Genomic DNA, 19,629 nt, shown 5'->3' on the forward strand with positions numbered 1-19,629 from the left:
TGACCTGTGGTGACCATGAGGACACCCCCCGTCCGGGGGCGGGGGTCAGCACCACGCGGCAGGGGGGCTGCCGACACCTCGACTTGAGTGGCCTGGATCACATTCCAGCAGTACTGGGTACAGCATCCGGTTGCTGTACCCTCGGCGATTCTGTCCCCCGGTAGTCAAATTTGAGGAATACGGCATCACTGTGCAGAGGACTCCCCCGGCAACTGCCTCCGAGTTCGCCGAAATCGCCGAACTCGCGGGCTGTTGTGCCGTGTTCGTGCCCGGCGACCCGGCCCGCACCGGCGCCGTCGCGTTCTGGCGGCCGGACGGCGACGTTCCGCCCGTCGTCGCGTCGGCCTCGACCGAGGACCTGACCGTCGTGCTGCCCGGCGGCGACGGTGTCGAGCGGGTGAGCGTGCCCGCCGTCCTGCTGCCGGTGCGCGCCGCCCTGCCGGTTCTCGTACGCGCGCGTGCCCTCGCGCACGCCGACCGCGCGACCGTCTTCTGGGGCACGGCGACCGTGCTCGCCCTGCACTTCCTCGCCCGCGGACTGCTCCTGCCCGGTCTGTCCGCCGGCGACCACGACGCCTGGCGCGCGGGCCCGTTGGGGACGGAGGACGTCGAACGCGTCCGCCGGCTCGCCGCCGCCATGCCGCCCGAGGCGCACGCGGTGCCCGTGGACGGCGCCGGACCACTGCGGCTGCCCGCCCCCGAACGGCTGCTGCGGGCCTTCCTGGACGCGGTCGCCGACACGCTCCCCCGCTCCCCCGCGGCCTCGCTGGTCACCGGCGGACCCGCCTACGCGGCGCGGGAACCGCAGCACCTTCCCGAGCAGCGCGCCTGGGCCGCCGACGTCGCCGCGGGCCACGACGCGGGCGTACGGCTCTCGCTGCGGGTCGAGGCGCCGGGTCTGGCCGCCGAGCCGGACGACGACACCAGGGTGACGTTCAGGGCCGTGCTGCAGGTGCACAGCGTCAGCGACCCCGCGCTCGTCGCGGACGCCGCCGAGGCGTGGAAGGGCACCAGGGGCGCCGGCTCGGGCTCCGGAGCCCTCGGGGCGGACTTCGGGCCGCGCGCGCGGATGGACGCCCTGCTCGCCCTGCGCCGCGCGGCACGGGCCTGGCCGCCGCTGACGCCGCTGCTCTCGGCGACCGTGCCGGACGCCGTCGAGCTCGCCGACGAGGAGGTCACCGAACTCCTCGGTGACGGCACGCGAGCGCTCGCCGGCGCCGGAGTCGAGGTGCACTGGCCGAAGGAACTGGCCCGCGAACTGACCGTCCGCGCGGTGGTGGGTCCACCGGACGACGCCGGGAAGGCGGACAGAACCTCCTCGGACACTCCGTCGTTCCTGTCGGCCGACGCGCTGCTCGCCTTCGACTGGTGGTTCGCCCTGGGCGACCAGCGGCTCACGCGCGAGGAGCTCGACCGGCTCGCCGAAGCCAACCGCCCCGTGGTGCGGCTGCGTGACCAGTGGGTCCTCGTCGACCCTCAGGAAGTGCGCCTTGCCCGCGCCCGGCAGGACCGCAAGGTGACACCCGTCGAGGCTCTCAACGCGGCGCTGACGGGCTCGACGGAGGTGGACGGCCACCGGGTCGACGTACACGCCACGGGATGGCTGGCGGCCCTGCGGGAGCGGCTCGCGTACCCCGAGGCGCAGGAGCCGGTCGGGCCGCCCGCCGCCCTCGCCGCCACACTGCGGGACTACCAGCTGCGCGGCCTGAGCTGGCTGGCCCGGATGACGTCCCTCGGGCTCGGCTGCTGTCTGGCCGACGACATGGGCCTCGGCAAGACGGTCACCCTGATCGCGCTGCATCTGCACCGGCAGACCGACGCGGCGACCGCCGGACCCACGCTCGTGGTGTGCCCGACGTCCCTGATGGGCAACTGGCAGCGGGAGATCGAGCGGTTCGCGCCCGGCACGCCCGTGCGCCGCTTCCACGGGCCGCGCCGCAGCCTGGAGGCGCCGGCCGACGGGGAGTTCGTGCTCACCACGTACGGCACGATGCGCCTGGACGCGGAACGTCTCGACGAGGTCCCGTGGGGTCTGCTGGTCGCGGACGAGGCCCAGCACGTGAAGAACCCGTACGCGGACACCGCCCGCCGACTGCGTTCGATCGGCGCACGCGCGCGCGTGGCGCTCACCGGAACCCCGGTGGAGAACAACCTGTCGGAGCTGTGGGCGATCCTCGACTGGACGACCCCGGGCCTGCTCGGCCGGCTCGGCACGTTCCGCACGCGGTACGCGCAGGCCGTCGAGAGCGGTCAGGACCCGGCCGCCGCTGAGCGGCTCGCCCGCCTCGTGCGCCCGTTCCTGCTACGACGCCGCAAGTCCGATCCGGGGATCGCTCCGGAACTGCCGCCGAAGACCGAGACCGACCGTGCCGTGTCACTCACCAGGGAGCAGGCGGGCCTCTACGAGGCCGTGGTGCGCGAGACACTCGCGGAGATCTCCGGGGCGGACAGCATGGCGCGCCGCGGACTGATCGTGAAGCTGCTGACCGGCCTGAAGCAGATCTGCAACCACCCGGCGCAGTTCCTCAAGGAGGAGCGGCCGAAGATCGCCGGACGTTCGGGGAAGCTGGAGCTTCTGGACGAACTGCTGGACACCATTCTCTCCGAGGGGGCGGGGGTCCTGGTCTTCACGCAGTACGTGCGCATGGCGCGCCTCATCGAGCGGCACCTGTCGGCCCGTGGGGTGGCCTCGCAGTTCCTGCACGGGGGCACACCGGTTCCCCGGCGCGAGGCGATGGTGCGGCGCTTCCAGGACGGTGAGGTGCCCGTCTTCCTGCTGTCGTTGAAGGCGGCTGGCACGGGGCTGAACCTCACCCGGGCCGAGCACGTCGTGCACTACGACCGCTGGTGGAACCCCGCCGTGGAGGCGCAGGCCACCGACCGGGCGTACCGCATCGGACAGACCCGCCCCGTGCAGGTGCACCGGCTGATCACGGAGGGGACCATCGAGGACCGCATCGCCGCCATGCTGATCCGCAAGAAGGAGCTGGCCGACGCCGTGCTGGGCGCGGGAGAGGCGGCGCTCACGGAACTCACGGACGCGGAACTGGCCGACCTGGTCGAACTGCGAGGGGGCGGACGATGACCGAGTACGACGACATGGAGCGCACGTTCGCCGCGTTGTCGCCCGCGCGCGGGCGGGGCTTCGCACAGACGTGGTGGGGGCAGGCCTGGCTGAAGGCCCTGGCGGACACGGCGCTGGACTCCGAGCAAGTGAAGACGGGCCGCAGGCTCACGCGCGCGGGAGCGGTGGGCGCGGTGTCGGTGCGCCCGGGGCGCATCACGGCCGTCGTCAAGGACCGGGACGGTACGGCGCACCGGGCCGACGTGCTGCTGGCCCAGCTGTCCGACGAGCAGTGGAACCGCTTTGCCGACATGGCCGTCGAGCGGGCGGGACACGTCGCGGCGCTGCTGGACCGCGAGATGCCGCCGCACCTGGTCGAGGACGCCTCGGCGGCGGGGATCGAGCTGCTGCCCGGCATGGGCGACCTGGAGCCCGAGTGCGGCTGCGGGGCCTGGGACCACTGCGGACACACCGCGGCCCTCTGCCACCAGGTGGCCCGCTTGCTGGACCAGGACCCCTTCGTGCTGCTGCTGATGCGAGGACGCGCCGAACGTCCCCTGCTGGACGCCCTCCAGGAGCGCGGCGCGGCACCCGCGGAGGGAACCGTCGAGCCGACCGGAGTGGACGCGGCGGAGGCGTACGCGGCCGGGGACATCCTGCCGCCGCTGCCCGCCCTGCCCGAGCTGCCCGCGGAGCCCGGTGTCCCGCCGTCCCTGGACACCGAGGCCCGGCCCGCGGCCGGAATCGATGCGGCAGCCTTGGAGTTCCTGGCCGCCCGGACCGCCGTGGAAGCACACCGTCTGCTCGCCGACGCGCTCCGGGCAGGACCGGGACCGGGCGGCTGCGACCCGGAGCCGACCGTGGCTCAGGACGCCGTCCGCCTCGCTGCGGGCGCCCCGGGGAAGGCGGTCGCGGAACGGCTCGCCGACGGATCCGGACGCGACAGCGAACACCTGGGCCTGGCCGTACGCGCGTGGCACCACGGAGGTGCGGCGGCCCTGTCCGTGTACGAGGAGCAGTGGACCGTGGAGAGGGAGACACTCGCACGCGCGCGTGCCGCTCTGGACGCGGCCTGGGACGAGGACGAACGGCCGGCCCTGCGGGCAACGGGCAACCGCTGGACGGTCGTCGGCGCGCCGAGTCAGCTGCGCCTCGGCCGGGACGGTCGCTGGTGGCCGTACCGCAAGGACCGCGGTCGCTGGGTACCGGCAGGAGGCGCGGCCCAGGACCCCGCGACGGCACTGGCCTCGATGGAGCCGGCGGAGGAGAGCGGGACCCTCTAGGGACCTCCTGGGACCCACCGGGCCCTGCGACCTCCTGGGACCCACCAGTCCCTGCGACCTCCTGGGACCTCTTGAGACGGTCCCCGGGGAGATCCGCTCGACGAGCGGTCGACGCCCTAGCGGTCGACAAACGGTCGACGCACGACCTTCACCCGTCGGTCGGGCGGCGCCGGTGATCGCCGTGGGCGGTGACCGACCGCTGGCCGAGGAGCGCACCGACCACCGACCAGGCCGCGCGGCTCCGGCTCGTGCGCCTGGACCGCGCCGCCGAACATCCTCGGGAGCCTCTGGGACGACGACACGACGTCCCCAGCACTGGAACAGCTCGACGACCCGGCGGCCTCGGGTGTCCCGGTGCTCGCCAAGCGGCCGGCCGTGGAGCCGGGCACGGTCGCCGGTGTGCCCGGCGAGATCGAAGGCGTCGCGTGCGTGGACCACGACACGCTCGCCCTCGTCGACGACAACGACGTCGGGACGACGGACGGCACAGACGCCTTCGGCGCACAGGGCCGGCCGGCTACGGGAGCAGCGATTCGAGATCGCTCGGGAAATCGCTCGGCAGCTCGGTCGGGAAATCGCTGGGCAGCTCGCTGGGGAACTGCGACGGCAGCTCGCTGGGCACCTCGGTCGGCACGCTGAAGGACGGCCTAGGAGAGCGGCTCGTGCTCGCGCTGCTCTCGGGGGGCGGCTGCTCGTCGGGCGAGTCGTCGCTCCCCGATGCCATGAGGATCACCGCCGCGACGGCCACGGCGGCCACGATCACGGCCAGCAGTGCGTAGAGCGGACTCCGGCGCCGGCGCGGGCCGCCCGGATCGCCGGTCGGTCCGAACGGCCGGGTCGACGGCTGGGCCGGCGGCGGACCGCCGTAGGGCGCCGGTCCGTTGTGGCTGTATCCGTCAGGCGGTGGTCCGAAGCCGCCGCCCGGGGGCGGGGTGTCGTCCGGTGGTCCGGGTGGCTGAGGAGGTACCGGCGGCAGGCCCATACCCTTCAGAGTCGCCCCGGACCGGTCGTGCCGCGACCCCCGCCCGGAAGTCGGTACCGGTTCATGCCATGGACCGCATGATTCCGGAACATTCCGCGCGGGGGGCCGGTCACGGCCTGCGGGGCACGCGCGCGTGCCGTCAGCCGCGCGCTCCCAGCAGGTGGTCCATCGCCAGCTGGTCGAGCCGCTCGAACGCCATCCCGCGGGCGGCGGCCTCCTCGGCGTCGAACTCCTCGAAGGCCGTACGGTCCGCGAGCAGCGCCTTGAGGCCGTCGGCCGCGGTGGGCTGCGCCAGTTCGTCGAGACGGGAGGCGCGCAGGGCCTCCTGGACCTCCGGGTCCGCGCGGAAGGCGGCCGCACGGTCCTTGAGGATGAGGTAGTTGCGCATGCAGCCGGCCGCCGACGCCCACACGCCGTCGAGGTCCTCGGTCCGCGGCGGCTTGAAGTCGAAGTGGCGAGGACCGTCGTAACCGGCGGTCTCCAGGAGATCGACCAGCCAGAAGGCGGCACGCAGGTCGCCGGCGCCGAAGCGCAGGTCCTGGTCGTACTTGATGCCGGACTGGCCGTTGAGGTCGATGTGGAAGAGCTTGCCCGCCCACAGGGCCTGCGCGATGCCGTGCGGGAAGTTCAGCCCGGCCATCTGCTCGTGGCCGACCTCGGGGTTGACGCCGTACAGCTCGGGGCGCTCCAGGCGCTCGATGAACGCCAGCGCGTGGCCGACCGTGGGCAGCAGGATGTCGCCGCGCGGCTCGTTCGGCTTGGGCTCGATCGCGAAGCGCAGGTCGTATCCCTGCTCGGTCACGTACTCGCCGAGGAGGTCGAAGGCCTCCTTCATGCGGTCCAGGGCCACGCGTACGTCCTTGGCGGCGCCGGACTCGGCACCCTCCCGGCCGCCCCAGGCGACGTAGATCTCAGCGCCGAGCTCGGCCGCGAGGTCGATGTTGCGGATCGTCTTGCGCAGGGCGTAACGGCGCACGTCGCGGTCGTTGGCGGTGAACGCGCCGTCCTTGAAGACGGGGTGGGTGAAGAGGTTGGTGGTGGCCATCGGCACCTTCATGCCGGTCGCGTCGAGCGCCTCGCGAAAGCGCTTGATGTGCGCCTCGCGCTCGGTGTCGGAGGACCCGAAGGGGATCAGGTCGTCGTCGTGGAAGGTCACGCCGTGAGCGCCGAGCTCGGCCAGGCGCTGCACCGATTCGACCGGGTCGAGGGCCCGGCGGGTGGCGTCGCCGAACGGGTCCCGTCCCTGCCAGCCGACGGTCCACAGGCCGAAGGTGAACCTGTCCTCGGGGGTGGGCTGGTAGTTCATGCCGCGGCTCCTTGTTGCTTGCGACTGCTTGCCGACTGCCTGCCGGCTATTTCGTCATGGCGATTTACAAATTAGTATGCCGACGCATCTCTGGGAAGAGACAAGATGTCTCCGGGCAGAGAACGCGAGCCGCAGTGAGAGACATGAGCCGCACTTAGGGAGAGCCCGATGTCAGCAGCCGAGGGTCCGCTCGTCGTCGGTGTGGACACGTCCACACAGTCCACCAAAGCCCTGGTCGTCGACGCGTCGACCGGACGGGTGGTGGCGAGCGGGCAGGCCCCGCACACCGTGTCCTCCGGGGTCGGCCGCGAGAGCGACCCGCGTCAGTGGTGGGACGCGCTGGGCGAGGCCCTGCGCCAGTGCGGGGACGCGGCGCGGGAGGCCGCCGCGGTGTCGGTCGGCGGCCAGCAGCACGGCCTGGTCACCCTGGACGCGCGGGGCGAGCCGGTGCGTCCGGCTCTGCTGTGGAACGACGTGCGCTCGGCGCCGCAGGGTCGTCGCCTGACCGAGGAGCTGGGCGGCGCGAAGTACTGGGCCGAACGCACCGGCTCCGTCCCGGCCGCCTCCTTCACGGTCACGAAGTGGGCCTGGCTGGCCGAGCACGAGCCGGAGGCCGTCCGCGCCACCAAGGCCGTACGTCTGCCCCACGACTACCTCACCGAGCGCCTCACCGGACAGGGCACGACCGACCGGGGCGACGCCTCCGGCACCGGCTGGTGGGCGTCCGCCACGGAGTCCTACGACGCCGAGATCCTCGCCCACGTGGGGCTCGACCCCGCCCTGCTGCCCCGCGTGGTCCGCCCCGGCGAGGTGGCCGGCACCGTGCGCGACGGCCACGGCCTGCCCTTCGCCAAAGGCACCCTGGTGGCTCCCGGCACCGGCGACAACGCCGCCGCCGCACTGGGCCTGGGCCTGCGCCCCGGCACGCCGGTGATGAGCCTCGGCACCTCCGGCACCGTGTACGCGGTGTCGCAGCGGCGCCCCACCGACCCCACCGGCACCGTCGCGGGCTTCGCCGACGCCCACGGCGACTGGCTGCCGCTGGCCTGCACCCTGAACTGCACGCTCGCCGTCGACCGCGTCGCCGCCCTGCTGGGCCTCGACCGCGAGGCGGTGGAGCCCGCAGGCGACGTCACCCTCCTGCCCTACCTGGACGGGGAACGCACCCCTGACCTGCCGAACGCCACCGGACTGCTGCACGGCCTGCGCCACGACACGACGGGCGGCCAGCTCCTGCAGGCCGCGTACGACGGCGCCGTCCACGCGCTGCTCGGTGCGCTCGACCTGGTCCTCGACGAGGACGCCGACCGCTCCGCCCCGCTGCTGCTGATCGGCGGCGGCGCCCGGGGCACGGCCTGGCAGCGGACCGTACGGCGGCTGTCGGGGCGTCCGGTCCAGGTGCCCGACGCCAGGGAACTGGTCGCTCTCGGCGCGGCGGCGCAGGCGGCCGGTCTGCTGACCGGCGAGGACCCGGGCGCGGTCGCCCGGCGCTGGAACACGGCCGCCGGGCCGGTGCTCGACGCCGTGGAGCGGGACGACGCGGCGCTGGCCAGGATCTCCGGGGTACTCTCCGACGCGGCCTCGCTGTTGGAGCGGGGGACGGACCCGAGCTGACGCACTTCCCGCGACGCGCGGCCGTCGACCGACCGCCGGACACCGACCGAGGACGGACGGAGGCATGACCGCACCGCTGCACAGGGCCCACCCGGCAGGCCCCGGGCGCACGCTGCCCGACACCCAGCAGGGCATGCGGCGCCGCAACCTCGCCCGGGTGATGCACGCCGTCAGCGCCGAGGGGCCCCTCTCCCGCGCCGCCGTCGCCTCACGCATCGGTCTCACCCGGGCCGCGGTGTCGACCCTCGTCGACGAGCTGATCCGCTCGGGGCTGCTGGAGGAACTGGGCCCGGAACGGCCCGGCCGGGTGGGCAGGCCGGGGTCGGCGCTCGCCGTGAGCGGGCGCGGTCCCGCCGGGATCGGTGCCGAGATCGGGGTGGACCACCTCGCGGTGTGCGCGGTCGACCTGCGCGGCCAGGTGCGGTCCAGGGCCGTGCGGTACGGCGCGAACCGGGGCCGCTCCGCCGAACAGGTGATCACGGAACTCACCGGCCTGGTGCGTCGAGTGGTCGCCGAGGCGGAGAGCGAGGGCCTGTGGCCGGCGGGGCTGGCGGTGGCCGTGCCCGGGCTGGTGGCACGCGACGCCCGGACCGTCGTACGCGCGCCCAACCTCGACTGGCACGACACGGACCTCGGTGCCCTGCTGCCCGCCGAGTTCGCGCCGGCCGTGGGCAACGAGGCCAACTTCGGCGCTCTCGCCGAGCTGTGGCTCGGTGACGGCACCCCACGCGACTTCCTGCACGTGTCGGCGGAGATCGGCATCGGCGCGGCGGTCGTCGTGGACGGACGGCTGCTGCGCGGAACGCGCGGTTTCGCGGGCGAGCTGGGACATGTGCCGGTCCACCCGGACGGACCGGACTGCCCGTGCGGCGGACGCGGTTGTCTGGAGCAGTACGCCGGCGAGGAGGCCGTGCTGCGGGCCGCCGGTCTGGCACCGGGCGAGGACCGCGTCGGGCTGCTCGCCCAACGGGCCACGGACGGCGACGAGAACGTACGGCACGCCCTGCGCGCCGCCGGAGAGGCGCTCGGGATCGCGCTGACGGGAGCGGTGAACCTGCTGGACCCCGAGGCCGTCGTGCTCGGCGGGGCGCTCGCGGGCCTCGCGCCCTGGCTGCTGCCGTCCCTGCGCGACGAGCTGGCCCGGCGCACAGCAGGACCGGCCTGTCCGGTGTCCGTGTCCCGACTGGGTCCCGAGGGGCCACTGCTGGGGGCGGCGCACTCGGTGGTGCGGGCGGTGCTGGACGATCCGGCGGGCGTGGCCGAACGGGTTTGACGGCGCGGTGATCCGCTCGTGGCCGGGGATGAGATCACGTGCGGTTGCGGGGCGAAATCCTTCGCCGTGCCTGACGACTCCCCTCACCGTCACTGGGCGTCCTGACCCGCCGTCCCCCAGCTGTTTTCACCCGTCCGAGTGAGCGAGTTCTCCACAATCCTCCTGCTGTCCACGGAAGCACTCGGCGTCGTTCTGCCCAACCGGCCGGCGCCGTACCGTGATTCACGCGAGGCGCCGCCGTCGTGCGGCGGGCGGGTCCGGCTCGGAGCGGGCTGGATCCAGGGCCGACCGACATCGGCCCAACCTTCCTCGACGAACCGCCGTCCACCGGCTTTCCCTCCGCCGAACGGAGCTGTGCACGATGAACGACCTCAGGATCCTGACCGTGCGTCCCGAACCGGATGAGTCCGCCTGGACGTTCGGCGGCGCGCCGCCCAATGGGGTCCGTTCGGCCCTGGTGCGCACCTGGTGCGCACATCGTCTCGACGGGTTCGGCGCGCCCACTGGAGGACGCGTTCCGGATATCCCAGCTCGACCTGGTGCACTGGCTCATGCGCGATTACGGGTCCAGCGAGCTGGACGCGTACCAGTTCGCAACCCAGACCGTGGAGTCCCCGTTGGCCAAGGTGCGCGACACGAACCACACGTGCGTGGCAAAGATGCGCAAGGAGTGGCTGCCCGAGCGCGAGACACGCTGAGGCGTGCATGCCCTGCTTCGGGAGACCGCATCGCCCCTACGAGGCTGAACACCGCCCACCTTGAAAGGCACTCCCCCATGGAACACGCGAGACCACTCCCCAGCAGGCGACGGCTGCTGTGGGGCGCCGCGTCGGCCGCCGTCCCCTCCGCGCTGTTGCCCGACACTCCCGCCCGGGCACAGACCCGGCCCGGCGACCGCCCCGCGGCGGACCGGACTGCCGACCGCACCGCGGCGGCCCGAGCCGTCGACTACCCCACAGCGGCCCGAGCGGTCGACTACCCCACAGCGGCCCGGGCCGTCGACTACCCCGCGGCCGAGTGGCAGCCGGCGGCCCCGTCCAACTACACGGCGTCCAGCCGTCCCAGCGCCCATCCCCTCACCCACGTCGTCATCCACGTCACCCAGGAGACGTACGCCGACACGCTGGCGATCTTCCGGAATCCGCAGAAGAAGGTGTCCGCGCACTACCTCGTCCGGTCGGCGGACGGGCATGTCGCGCAGTGCGTCCGTGAGGCCGACATCGCCTGGCACGCGGGGAACTGGGACTACAACACCCGCAGCGTCGGCATCGAACACGAGGGCTGGGTGGACCGGCCCGCCTACTTCACCGACGCCCTGTACGAGCAGTCGGCGAGGCTGACGGCCGCGATCTGCGCGAAGTACGGCATTCCCAGAGACCGGGCGCACATCATCGGGCACCACGAGGTGCCGGGCGCGGACCACACCGATCCCGGCCCGCACTGGGACTGGACGCGCTTCATGAGGCTGGTCGACCTCGCCTGACCGGACGACAGGCCCGCCGTTCGGGTGAGCGCGGTCGAAACGGTTGTCCGCGCGCGTACCCGGCGTGACGATGTCCCCGAGAGCATCGCCTTTCGGGGAGGCCGAGTTGACCGATCCGTGGGTGGCCCTGGAACCGGGGGCCGACCCCGCCGAGCGTGTGCGGATGCTGCGGCGCGCGCACGACACGTTCGCCGAGGCGGGTACCGTGCCGCGCCCGGTGCGCTCGGTGGTGGCCGACTCCTGGCGGCGTTCGGCGCGGGCCGGGGTCGGGCCCGACGGCACCGCGCGGGTCGAGCTCGCCGACGGTGACCTGGGTTCCTACCGTGCCGAGCATCCGCTGGCACGGGTGATGCCGCTGTTCCGTGAGCTGCTGGGCACGTTCGCGGCGGACGGCGAGCATCTGCTCGCCGTGTGCGACGCGCACGGCAGGCTGCTGTGGGTCGAAGGCCATCCGAGCACGCGCCGCGAAGCGGGCCGGATGAACTTCGTCCCGGGTGCGCGGTGGGCGGAGACCGCGGTCGGGACGAACGCGCCGGGCACCGCGGTCGCCCTCGACCGGCCGGTACAGGTGTTCGCGGCCGAGCACTTCATCCGGCGGGTGCAGCCGTGGACGTGTGCGGCCGCCCCCGTGCACGATCCGCGCTCCGGGCGGGTGCTCGGTGCCGTGGACATCACCGGCGGTGACGAGCTGGCGCATCCGCACAGTCTGGGTTTCGTCCAGGCCGTGGCACGGGCCGCCGAGTCCCAGCTGGCCCTGCTCCTGCCCGAACAGGCCGTCGCCGACGCCCCCGAGCTCACCGCGCTGGGACGGGACGAGGCGCGGCTGTGCACCGGCGGTCGCGGGATCAGGCTCAGCCGCCGGCACAGCGAGATCATGGTGCTGCTGGCCCGCCATCCGGAAGGGCTGACCGGCGACGAGTTGCTGTGCGCACTGTACGAGGACGAGTCGGTGCCGCCGGTGACGCTGCGCGCCGAACTGGCCCGGCTGCGCCGGGTGCTGGGTCCGGACCTGCTCGCGTCGCGTCCCTACCGTCTCACCGTGCCGGTCGAGTCCGACGTCGCCGTCGTCGAACGGCGGCTGGAGACCGGTGCGGTGACGGCGGCCGCGGCAGCGTACGCGGGCCCGCTGCTGCCCGGCTCGCAGGCCCCGGCCGTGGCCCGGGTACGGCGACGCCTCGCCGACGGCCTCCGCACCGCACTGATCGCCCGCCGTGACCCCGACCTGCTGGCCGACTGGGCACACGCGCTGTGGGGCGAGGACGATCTGGACGTATGGCGGGCGCTCGCCGCGGTGCGGCCGACGGCGGCGGTCCGGGCTCGTCTCGCGGCACTGGAATCCGAACTGGCGGCACCACGCGGGTGGCCACGCCTGACGGCCCGCCGACCGATCCCCTGAGCCGTTCGCCCTCGGTCCCCGGCCTCAACACCGCGAGCTCAGCCCCGCAACCTTGCGGCGCTCCCGGGGCGACCGGCACCGGCACTTGCACCGGCCACCCCCTCACTCAACGCAACGTACTTGCAACCCCCCGCCGCCTAGCCTCGCGCCGAGAGCTGCCCAACGGCGGGCAGCGCTGCTGAAGGAGGCAGACCGGCATGACCCGTTACGCTGCGCCCGGAACCGAGGGCGCGATCGTCTCCTACCAGGCGCGCTACGACCACTTCATCGGCGGCGAGTACGTACCGCCGGCCCGCGGACAGTACTTCGACAACCCGTCCCCGGTGAACGGGCAGCCGTTCACCGAGATCGCCCGCGGCACGGCGCAGGACGTGGAGCGAGCGCTGGACGCGGCGCACGCGGCCGCCCCGGCCTGGGGCCGCACCTCGGTGACCGAGCGCTCCGACGTCCTCCGGAAGATCGCCGACCGGATGGAGGCGCACCTCGAACCCCTGGCGGTGGCGGAGAGCTGGGAGAACGGCAAGCCGGTGCGAGAGACGCTGGCGGCGGACATTCCGCTCGCCATCGACCACTTCCGCTACTTCGCGGGCGCGATCCGCGCGCAGGAGGGCTCACTCGGCGAGCTCGACGACGACACGGTGGCGTACCACTTCCACGAGCCGCTGGGCGTGGTCGCGCAGATCATTCCCTGGAACTTCCCCATCCTCATGGCCACGTGGAAGCTCGCCCCCGCCCTCGCCGCGGGCAACGCGGTGATCATCAAACCCGCCGAGCAGACCCCGGCGTCCCTCCACTACTGGATGAGCCTCGTCGCGGACCTGCTGCCGCCGGGTGTGGTGAACATCGTCAACGGCTTCGGCGCGGAGGCGGGCAAGCCGCTGGCGTCCAGCCCGCGGGTGGCGAAGGTGGCGTTCACGGGTGAGACGACGACGGGGCGGCTGATCATGCAGTACGCCTCGGAGAACATCAAGCCGGTCACACTGGAGCTGGGCGGCAAGTCGCCCAACCTCTTCTTCGACGACGTATGGGCGAAGAACGACGACTTCCGCGACAAGGCGCTCGAGGGCTTCACCATGTTCGCGCTCAACCAGGGCGAGGTGTGCACCTGCCCGTCCCGGGCGCTCGTCCAGCGCGGCCACTACGCCGAGTTCCTGGAGGCGGCCGTCGCCCGTACCGAGCTGATCAAGCCGGGACACCCCCTCGACACCGACACCATGATCGGCGCCCAGGCCTCCAACGACCAGCTGGAGAAGATCCTCTCCTATCTGGACATCGGCCGGCAGGAGGGCGCGAGGATCCTCACGGGTGGGCAACGCGTTGAGTACGACGGCGAGTTGAAAGGCGGTTACTACGTCCAGCCGACCATCTTCGAGGGCGACAACCGCATGCGGATCTTCCAGGAGGAGATCTTCGGACCGGTGGTCTCGGTGACGTCCTTCGACGACTTCGACGACGCGATCAAGATCGCCAACGACACGCTGTACGGCCTCGGTGCGGGCGTCTGGACGCGGGACATGAACACGGCGTACCGCGCGGGCCGGGCGATCCAGGCGGGCCGCGTCTGGACGAACTGCTACCACGCCTACCCGGCGCACGCCGCGTTCGGCGGATACAAGCAGTCGGGGATCGGCCGCGAGACGCACAAGATGATGCTGGAGCACTACCAGCAGACGAAGAACCTTCTTTGTTCCTACAGCCCGAAGAAACTGGGCTTCTTCTAGAGCGGAAAGTCCGTCTCCGCCTCGGCGACGGCGCGTTCGGTGATGGACGTCGGCAGGATGGAGCCAGGATCATCCTGGCTCCACCCGTGGTGCGGGCAGGTCACTGGAACTGTGCGAAGAACCTCCAGATCTCTGCTTTGGTCCAGGTGGTGACGCCGCTTTCGGCGGAGGAGCCGTCGACCGGACCGGGTATGTGGCCTCCGTCGAACGCGGCCCATTGGACCGGGTATCCGGCACGGCAGCCCGAATAGGTGGTGGTGATGTGCGTTCGGCTGCCCGGCCCAGGCTCGCGCGGGCTCTGGGAGGCGCAGCCGTTGTTGCTGACGAGTCGGTCGCGCAGGGACCGTCCTTGCGCGATGGTGAGGACGGAGTCGCTGACACCGTGGATGCCGAAGTAGGCGACGGGCTGGGTGCCGCCGCTGCACCCGCTGATCTGAGCGCCGGAGATGACCGCGACGGCCCTGAAGACGTTCGCCCGGCTGCATGCGAGTGCGTAGCTCATACCGCCGCCCCAGCTGAATCCCGTGGCGAAGCGCTGTGCCGGGTTGACACAGAGGCCGCCCTCGATGCGCCGGATCATGTCGTCGACGAAGGTGATGTCCTCGCCCCCCGGATTGGCCCAGCCGTTGCCGAGGCCCTGGGGGGCGACGAGGATCGCGCTGTTGTTCGACTGCTCCTGTTGGCCGTAGTAGGACCAGGCGTTCCCGCTCGTGCCGCCCGAGGCGACGTCGCCGGCGGTTCCGCCCCGCCAGTGGAACGCGAAGATCAGCCGGTAGCGGTGGCTGTTGTCGTAGTCGGCGGGAACCCTGAGGATGAAGCTGCGGCTCTTGCCGCCGCTCTCAATCGTGTGTGTACCGCTCGCCAGAGTCGGGGCGCTGCCACATCCGCCGCCACCACCGGACGACAGCTTGATCATCTGCCATTGCTGGTTGGCGCCGCCCCAGTCGGTGTACTGGACGACGCTGCCGCCGTCGGCGGTCGAGGCACCCTGCACCTCCACCGCCTTGCCGCTGGTGCGGTTGACCAGCCGGACGTGGCCCGCGTCGGAGTCGGCCAGGCGGAACTGCTGGTTGGCCCCGTTGTGGTCGGCCCACTGCTGGATCGCGGCACCGTCCGCGGTCGAGGCGCCGGCCACGTCGAGGGTCTTGCCCGAATGCCGGGCCTTGAGACGGTAGAAGCCGCCGCCGGAGTCCACGAACTGCCATTGCTGGTTGGATCCGTCGGTGCGCGTCCACTGGCTGACCCGCGCGCCGTCGGCGGTGGACGTGCCGGAGACGTCCAGAGCCTTGCCGCTGTTGCGATTGACCAGGACGTACCAGGCGTTGGTGTCCACCGTCGCAGCCTCGGCGGGCGCCGGGTTCACCGCGGTGAGCATGCCGATCGCGAGGGTCGCCGCCACCACGGCGGCGACCCGGGACCACCAGCGAGGTCTGCGGGGCGGGGCGGGGGAAGCCGCACCGAAGGTCTTCATCGACTCACCCATTCGTTCGTGGCAGGTCCCATCAGGTGCGGGTCCAGCGCTGGTTGCCGCCGTTCGAGCAGGAGTAGAGCTGGATCAGGGTGCCGTTGGCGGTGCCGCCTGCGACGGCGTCGAGGCAGAGGCCGGATTGGACGCCGACGATCGATCCGTCGGAGTTGAGGCGCCATTTCTGGTTGTCGCCGCCCCAGCAGCTGTAGATCTGGACTTTGGTGCCGTTGCCGGTGCCGGCTGCGTCCAGGCACTTGTTGCCGTGGACCCTGAGTTCGCCGGCGGCCGTGTACGTCCACTGCTGGTTGGTGCCGTTGTTGCAGTCCCACAGCCGGAGCTGGGTGCCGTCGGCGGTACTGGTGCCGGGCACGTCCAGGCAGCGGCCCGAACCGACGCCCTTGACCGGCCCCGCATCCGCAGGGGGCGTGGTGGAGCCGCCGTTGAGTGCGTTGAGGACGGCGGTGTAGGCGGGCTTCTTGCTGCCGTCGCCGTTGAACAGCAGCGGCGTGTGCTCCGGTCGCCAGGAGTCGGTGTCGCGCACACCCCAGACGGTGATGCCGAGGCAGCGCGGGACGGCCAGGCAGTCGTTGGTCACGTTCGCGTAGGTCGTGGCCGGGGCGCCCTGGATGTCGAGTTCGGTGATGGCCACGTCGACGCCGAGAGCGGCGAAGTTCTGCAGGGTGGTGCGGAAGTTGCTGTGGTAGGGGCTGCCGCTGTTGAAGTGCGCCTGGAAGCCGACGCAGTCGATCGGCACGCCGCGCTGCTTGAAGTCCCGGACCATGGCGTACATGGCCTGGGTTTTGGCCCAGGTCCAGTTCTCGACGTTGTAGTCGTTGTAGCAGAGCTTGGCGGCCGGGTCGGCGGCTCGCGCGGTACGGAAGGCGACCTCGATCCAGTCGTCGCCGGTGCGTTGCAGGTTGGAGTCGCGCCGGGCACCCGAACTGCCGTCGGCGAAGGCCTCGTTCACGACGTCCCACTGGGCGATCTTGCCCTTGTAGTGGGCCACCACGCCGTTGATGTGGCCGATCATCGCTTGGCGCAGCTCGCTGCCGCTGAGGTTCTGCATCCAGCCGGGCTGCTGGGAGTGCCAGGCCAGGGTGTGGCCGCGCACCTGCTTGCCGTTCTGCACCGCCCAGTTGTAGACGCGGTCACCGGCGGTGAAATTGAACTGGCCCCGCTGCGGTTCGGTGGCGTCGATCTTCATCTCGTTCTCGGCCGTCACCGAGTTGAACTCACGGCCCGCGATCGCCGTGTACGCCGAGTCGCCCAGTCTGCCCGAGGCGATGGCGGTGCCGAAGTAGCGGCCGCTCTGCGCCGCCGCGGCGCCGAGCGTGTTCTCCGCGGCGTGTGCGGTCGGCGGCGCGACCAGTGCGGCGACCGCGACGAGGACGCCGACGACCAGCGCCAACAGCAGGCCGCGGATCTTGCGGCGGACAACGGGTCTGGGAAGGGCGTACGAGCCCATGACTGTGCCTCCAAGGTAGACATCACGGAAGGACTGGAGCGCAGGGGAATGCGTCGTCCGCTCCCACTCGGCAGGCGGACGGGGCGGGCCGTACCCGGGAACACGGGATGAGCCGACACCACGGCCATCGGACCGGGACGATCTCCACCGGCACGGACGGCGCCCGGCAGGCCGTCGGGTGACGTACGGCGGCCGGCGGCGGTGTTTCGGCACAAGCATGGGCACTCCATCGCGGCTCAGCCGGGGGGACCGCCACGCGGCGTCGCGTACCTCTCCAACTGCGCGAAGAGCCAGGACGCGTGGTGCGAACCTCACCGGAACGAAATGGGGTGGCGCGGGTGTGGTGGCGCGGGTGTGGTGGCGCGGGTGTGGTGGCGCGGGTGTGGTGGCGCAGGTGTTGTCCGGATGCGCGGATCTGTCGCGCAGCGGTGCGTGTTGCCGTTCACCCATGAGTGCTCATGGCTCACATGGTTCGACATCTCGAACCGCGGCCGGTTACTCGACAGGGATGATTGAGGTATTGACGATGCATCGTCAATACTCCTCGCAGAATTAGTTTCGTTCCTTGCCCGAAACTTTCCGGAATCCCGGCAAGCCGGGATGGCGAACTCCAGCGCCGCCGTCGGCGGATGCCGTGGGTGCGGGGCCGGCGCCGGGACGAGCGCGCGGACGCCACTCGCTCGACGCCTATTCTCCGCGCGGACCCCTTGAGCTGGTGAGCCGTATCGCGAACAGGAGTGCTTCCGGTCGGCGCGGCAGCTTGTCAGGCCCAGAGGCGAGGCGCTGTTTGTGGACAGATCGGCCACAGGTCTTGACCGAAGGGCCCCACATTCCTAGCTTGTGGCGTCACAGCTTCCGGGAATTGTTCGAAATGTTTCGAGATCGTCTCCGCCCCCGGGAGTTCCGCTCCGCGCGTTTTCGTCGGGGTCACCTCACCCCCGCCCCCAAAGGAGTGCCCTCTGATGTGGTCTCGCCACCCGTCCCCGGTCCGCCTGAGACGCTTACTCGCCGTCCTTGCGCCCTTGCTGCTCGTGGCCACCTTCCTCGGTGCCCAGCCCGCCGGCGCGGCGACCGTAGACCCCAACGCCTCGTATGTGCTGGTCAACCGCAACAGCGGCAAGGCCCTGGACGTCTACAACCTGGCGACCGACGACGGCGCCCGCATCACCCAGTGGACCAGGAACGATCAGATCCAGCAGCAGTGGCAGCTCGTCGATTCCGGGGGCGGCTACTACCGCGTCAAGTCCCGCCACTCGGGCAAGGTGCTGGACGTCCACAACTGGTCCACCGCGAACGGCGGCTCTGTCGTCCAGTGGGCCGACCTGAACGCCACCAACCAGCAGTGGCGGCTGGCCGACAGCTCGGACGGCTACGTGAGGTTCCTCTCGCGCCACAGCAGCAAGGCCCTCGAAGTGCAAGGCGCCTCCACCGCCGACAACGGGAACATCGTCCAGTACGACGACCGGGACGGCACCAACCAGCAGTGGCAGCTCGTCAAGGTCGGCAGCGACAACCCCGGCCCGTGCGATCTTCCGTCGACATACCGCTGGACATCAACGGGCGCTCTGGCGCAGCCCAAGCCGGGGTGGGTCTCGCTCAAGGACTTCACCGTCGTCCCCTACAACGGCAGGCAACTCGTCTATGCGACGACACACGACACAGGGACGCGTTGGGGTTCGATGAACTTCGGCCTGTTCACCAATTGGTCGGAGATGGCCTCGGCCGGCCAGAACACGATGTCGACTTCCACCGTCGCGCCCACGCTCTTCTACTTCGCACCGAAGAACATCTGGGTGCTCGCCTACCAGTGGGGCGGGACCGCCTTCTCCTACCGGACGTCGAGCGACCCCACCAACCCGAATGGCTGGTCGTCCCAGCAGGTGCTCTTCTCCGGAAGCATCACCGGCTCCGGAACAGGACCCATCGACCAGACGCTCATCGGTGACGGGACGAACATGTACCTGTTCTTCGCCGGTGACAACGGCAAGATCTACCGGGCCAGTATGCCGATCGGGAACTTCCCGGGCAGCTTCGGCACTACCTCGACCGTGGTCATGAGCGATACGACGAACAACCTGTTCGAAGCCCCGCAGGTCTACAAGCTGCAGGGCCAGAACCGCTACCTCATGATCGTCGAGGCGATCGGCTCACAGGGCCGCTACTTCCGCTCGTTCACGGCCACCAGTCTGAACGGCTCCTGGACACCCCAGGCCGCGACCGAGAGCAATCCCTTCGCGGGCAAGGCCAACAGTGGCGCCACCTGGACCAACGACATCAGCCACGGCGAACTGATCCGCACCAGCCCCGATCAGACCATGACGGTCGATCCCTGCAAGTTGCAGTTGCTCTACCAGGGGCGCAGCCCCAACTCCGGCGGCGACTACGGCCTCCTGCCCTACCGTCCGGGTCTGCTGACCCTGCAGCGCTGACGGCGTGACACGAGTCCGGCTCCCGAATGGAGCCGGCGTGGCGGGCTCGGCGGAAGGCCGAGCCCCTCCCACAACGGCATGTGGGACATGTCGATCCTCCAGGTCGTGCCCGGCCTCAGGCTCGCCGCCCCGCGCGACGCCGACC

At 71.5% G+C, this 19,629-nt stretch carries 12 protein-coding genes and 2 pseudogenes; 10 read left to right on the forward strand and 4 right to left on the reverse strand.

The features are described from left to right. Positions 1–190: 190 nt before the first annotated feature. The 3 genes and pseudogenes from ACWD0J_RS16625 to ACWD0J_RS16635 all read left to right on the forward strand — a co-directional run. Complete coding sequence (locus tag ACWD0J_RS16625; RefSeq protein WP_451496519.1) at positions 191–3,085, forward strand: SNF2-related protein; 2,895 nt, start codon at positions 191–193, stop codon at positions 3,083–3,085. Next, entirely contained in the window at positions 3,082–4,347 is a 1,266-nt protein-coding gene (locus ACWD0J_RS16630; RefSeq protein ID WP_451496520.1) for an SWIM zinc finger family protein, read from the forward strand. The genes ACWD0J_RS16625 and ACWD0J_RS16630 overlap by 4 nt, the downstream gene beginning before the upstream one ends. A gap of 172 nt (positions 4,348–4,519) precedes the next feature. Next, positions 4,520–4,860: pseudogene (locus ACWD0J_RS16635) on the forward strand (esterase-like activity of phytase family protein); the annotation flags it as partial. A 4-nt stretch (positions 4,861–4,864) separates the two neighbouring features. On the opposite strand, the gene ACWD0J_RS16640 reads toward ACWD0J_RS16635, so the two are convergent. Next, positions 4,865–5,329, reverse strand: a complete 465-nt coding sequence (locus ACWD0J_RS16640) for a hypothetical protein (protein ID WP_451496521.1) — start codon at positions 5,327–5,329, stop codon at positions 4,865–4,867. Between the two features lie 139 nt (positions 5,330–5,468). Beyond that, a complete protein-coding gene (gene xylA, locus ACWD0J_RS16645; protein ID WP_451496522.1) occupies positions 5,469–6,635 on the reverse strand; it encodes a xylose isomerase in 1,167 nt (388 codons plus the stop codon). 168 nt (positions 6,636–6,803) lie between these two features. Between xylA and xylB the strand changes: the two genes are divergently transcribed. The 6 genes and pseudogenes from xylB to exaC all read left to right on the forward strand — a co-directional run bounded on the left by xylB (position 6,804) and on the right by exaC (position 14,122). Then, positions 6,804–8,249: a xylulokinase gene (gene xylB / locus ACWD0J_RS16650; RefSeq protein WP_451496523.1), complete on the forward strand. Its 1,446-nt coding sequence runs from the start codon at positions 6,804–6,806 to the stop codon at positions 8,247–8,249. Positions 8,250–8,313: 64 nt separating this feature from the next. Then, on the forward strand, positions 8,314–9,522 hold the full coding sequence (locus ACWD0J_RS16655) for an ROK family protein (protein ID WP_451496524.1): 1,209 nt from the start codon (positions 8,314–8,316) through the stop codon (positions 9,520–9,522). A 473-nt stretch (positions 9,523–9,995) separates the two neighbouring features. Next, positions 9,996–10,220 (forward strand): annotated as a pseudogene (locus tag ACWD0J_RS16660) (acetamidase/formamidase family protein); the annotation flags it as partial. Between the two features lie 77 nt (positions 10,221–10,297). Further along, entirely contained in the window at positions 10,298–11,005 is a 708-nt protein-coding gene (locus ACWD0J_RS16665) for an N-acetylmuramoyl-L-alanine amidase (protein WP_451496525.1), read from the forward strand. Positions 11,006–11,111: 106 nt separating this feature from the next. Continuing rightward, entirely contained in the window at positions 11,112–12,401 is a 1,290-nt protein-coding gene (locus ACWD0J_RS16670) for a GAF domain-containing protein (RefSeq protein WP_451496526.1), read from the forward strand. 197 nt (positions 12,402–12,598) lie between these two features. Beyond that, positions 12,599–14,122: an acetaldehyde dehydrogenase ExaC gene (exaC, locus tag ACWD0J_RS16675; RefSeq protein ID WP_451496527.1), complete on the forward strand. Its 1,524-nt coding sequence runs from the start codon at positions 12,599–12,601 to the stop codon at positions 14,120–14,122. A gap of 100 nt (positions 14,123–14,222) precedes the next feature. On the opposite strand, the gene ACWD0J_RS16680 is transcribed toward exaC, so the two are convergent. Further along, positions 14,223–15,593, reverse strand: a complete 1,371-nt coding sequence (locus ACWD0J_RS16680; RefSeq protein ID WP_451496528.1) for an RICIN domain-containing protein — start codon at positions 15,591–15,593, stop codon at positions 14,223–14,225. Positions 15,594–15,624: 31 nt separating this feature from the next. Further along, positions 15,625–17,055 (reverse strand): endo-1,4-beta-xylanase, encoded by a 1,431-nt coding sequence (locus ACWD0J_RS16685; RefSeq protein ID WP_451496529.1) that lies wholly within the window; start codon positions 17,053–17,055, stop codon positions 15,625–15,627. Between the two features lie 962 nt (positions 17,056–18,017). Between ACWD0J_RS16685 and ACWD0J_RS16690 the strand changes: the two genes are divergently transcribed. Next, positions 18,018–19,484: a non-reducing end alpha-L-arabinofuranosidase family hydrolase gene (locus ACWD0J_RS16690; protein WP_451496530.1), complete on the forward strand. Its 1,467-nt coding sequence runs from the start codon at positions 18,018–18,020 to the stop codon at positions 19,482–19,484. Positions 19,485–19,629 lie beyond the last annotated feature (145 nt).

It is taken from the genome of Streptomyces sp. NPDC003011, assembly GCF_053591515.1.